Consider the following 2,696-nt stretch of genomic DNA (forward strand, 5'->3'; position numbering starts at 1 on the left):
GACGGTCGTGCACAGCTGGCTGCCGCACTACATGCGGCGGCTCGCGGCCGACTATCCTGAGCTCGAGATCGACCTGACCGTCGACGTCAGCGTCGTGCTGCAGCGCCGGCTGATGGCCGGCGAGCTCGACCTGATCATCCGTGTGGAAGGCAGCGACGAGGCGTCGGTCGTGTGCGACGCGCTCGCGAACTACCCGGTGCGCTGGATCGCGCGCGCCGGCCTGCTGCCGAATACCCGCGCGGGCGTCGCGCGGCAGGTGTTGCGCCAGCCGATCCTCACCTACGGCCGCGGCACCGCGCCCCATCGCGCGCTGGAGGACATCGTCCGCACGCTCGCGCATGCGCACGGCGTGCCGCTGTCGGAGACGCGCATCACCGGTTCGCCATCGATCTCGGTGATCGTGCAACTGGTGCGTGACGGTTTCGGCGTCGCCGCGATTCCGGTGCTGTTCGTCGATGCGCTGATCGAAAGCGGCGAAGTCGTCGAGCTGCCGCTGCAGCCGTCGCCGCCGTCGATCGTCGTGTCGATGTCGCGGCGGGCGGACGCGCCGCGGTTCGTGCACGGCGCATCGATCGCGGCGCGCGCGGCATGTCACGAGTATTGCGAGAAGAGCAGGCGGTTGCTGGTCGAAGCGCTTTGACCTTGCAGCGGCGGACGACGCCCGTTCGACATCGCCGCATGAATCGCCCACAATCGCGTTCGACGCGTCGCCGCATCGGCGCCGCGCACCGTGAATGACGGCCCGGCCGCCCGGCATTCGTCGCTTCGCATGATCGTGCACCACGAGAAGGCAACATGCAGATTCGTTCCGCTTCGCCCCGCCTGAACCTCGCACGCGTCGTGATCGTCGCGCTGTATGTCGCGTCGCTGCTGCTGCCCGTCGCAGCCGAACCGCCGAACGCGGCCGGCGCGGTGAGCTGGTGGCATGGCTACACCGTGCTCGTGCTCGGCCCGCTCGCGATCCTCGACCTGCAATTCGCATGGCTCGGCAACCCGCTGCTCGTCGTCGCGCTGCTCAGGCCGAGCCGTACCGTATCCGCGCTGCTGGCCGTGGTCGTGGTCTTCGCGCTCGGGTGGCATACGATCCCGACCGACGCGAACTACGAAACGATCCGTACGTTCGGGGCCGGGTACTACTTATGGATGGCGGTGATGGTGGGCGCCGCCGCGCTGCCGTGGATCGATGGGCGCGGTTCGCAGGATGACGGTGCGCCGAGCCTCGGCGTCGGTACCGCGGCTGGGGCCGTGCCGACCGGCACCGGCACCGGCACCGGCACCGGCACCGGCGCAGTCACCGGCAGCCCGGCCCGACCGCATGCCGCGCCGTCATCGCCCCGACCGCCTGCCCGGCAAAGCGGCTGGACCGTGACGGCAACCGATACGCGCATCGAAGCGACCGACGGGACCGGGGCGATGCGCGGCATCGCGCTGTCCGACCTCGGCGCGATCGTGATCGAGACCAACGACCAGGGGCCGTTCGCGTCGGATATCTGGTGGATTCTGTTCGATACGAACAAGCAGTTCGCGTGTGCCTTTCCGCAGGATGCCGAAGGCGCGAAGGCGGCGGTCGACCGGCTGCTCGACCTGCCCGGCATCGATCACCGCAAGGTCATCGACGCGCAGACGTCGATCCAGAACGCGACGTTCCCGATCTGGGCCCGCGCGGCGGGAGAACCTGCCACGCCGGGAGAAACCGGCGCGACCGCCTGACCGACCGGCAACCGTTACGCGGATGGCCCCGCATGCGGCGGCGTCAGCTTGCCGTCGCCATACTCGCGAAGCACCTGCGAAATCACGACGCGATACCCGTCCAGCCAGCGCGCCTGCTTCGCCTTGGCCTCGAGATGCGCGGGATGCTGCATCAACTGCCGCAGCGCCGCCTCGGATTCCCAGTAGTAGACGTTCTGAATCAGGCCAGCTTCCGCGTTCTCCCACGTTTCCTCGCCGAGATAACCGGGCGTCGCGCGCGCCATGTCGGCGATCTGCCGGTCGAGCCGGTGGAATTCGTCGTCGTACTGCCCGGCACGAAAAATGAAGGTCGATGCGTACATGCCTGCTCGCTCTGCCACGATTGAAAGAGCGCCAAGTGTACGGCACACGCGGCGTACCGCGAGCGTCAGGCGGCGAGCGGCGCGGCGTCGGCGCGATCGTCGAGCCACGCGTCGATGCGCGACGCATCTTCATGCGCGGTGGCTGCCGGTGCCGGCATCGCCGCGAGCGCTTGTCGCGCCCGTCCCAGCGCCTGCGCGAAGCCGCGCAATTCGTGCGTCGCGGGCCGGTCGGCGGCCTGTCGGCGCGCGAGTGCCGCTTCGACGTTCGCGCCGATCAAGGTCAGTTGGGCGTCGATGAAGTCGACGCACAGCGCGCGGCAATGCGCGGAAACCTGCGCGACGGCCAGCAGGACCGGCACGATCGACACGGTCAGGTAGCCGCCGGGCGCCAGCCGCGACAGCGCACGGCTCACGCCCGGCCCGCCGTCGGCCAGCGACGCGAACACGGCGTCGCGCCACACCGCGCGCTCGAACACGAGTGCCTCGCGATGCGCGTCGAGCGCCGCGCGATCCGCGACCTGCCCGGCCGTCACCAGCGGAATCGGGAACACCGATTCATCGGCAGACCGCGCATGCCCCGCTTCGACGATGCAGTTCGCGCCCAGCCACGCCGCATCGTCGCGCCGTGCCGCGAGCACGCGTGCC

The 2,696-nt window shown here is 69.8% G+C and carries 3 protein-coding genes and 1 pseudogene; 2 read left to right on the top strand and 2 right to left on the bottom strand.

Annotated elements, in window-relative coordinates:
* Both JMF90_RS32520 and JMF90_RS32525 read left to right on the top strand, forming a co-directional pair.
* Window positions 1–640: substrate-binding domain-containing protein (locus JMF90_RS32520; RefSeq protein ID WP_201325968.1), on the top strand; the 640-nt coding region annotated here is incomplete at its 5' end.
* Between the two features lie 155 nt (window positions 641–795).
* Complete coding sequence (locus JMF90_RS32525) at window positions 796–1,710, top strand: hypothetical protein (protein WP_201317170.1); 915 nt, start codon at window positions 796–798, stop codon at window positions 1,708–1,710.
* 14 nt (window positions 1,711–1,724) lie between these two features.
* Here JMF90_RS32525 and JMF90_RS32530 read toward each other — a convergent pair whose 3' ends face one another.
* Together JMF90_RS32530 and JMF90_RS32535 are read right to left on the bottom strand one after the other, a co-directional pair.
* The gene (locus tag JMF90_RS32530) at window positions 1,725–2,051 is read right to left on the bottom strand and encodes an antibiotic biosynthesis monooxygenase (protein ID WP_011694587.1); all 327 of its coding nucleotides are present in this window, start codon (window positions 2,049–2,051) and stop codon (window positions 1,725–1,727) included.
* A gap of 65 nt (window positions 2,052–2,116) precedes the next feature.
* Window positions 2,117–2,696, bottom strand: a pseudogene (locus JMF90_RS32535) (flagellin N-methylase); the annotation flags it as partial.

Source organism: Burkholderia sp. E168m23, assembly GCF_016586125.1.
In the GTDB taxonomy this organism is placed as follows: Bacteria; Pseudomonadota; Gammaproteobacteria; order Burkholderiales; family Burkholderiaceae; genus Burkholderia; species Burkholderia orbicola.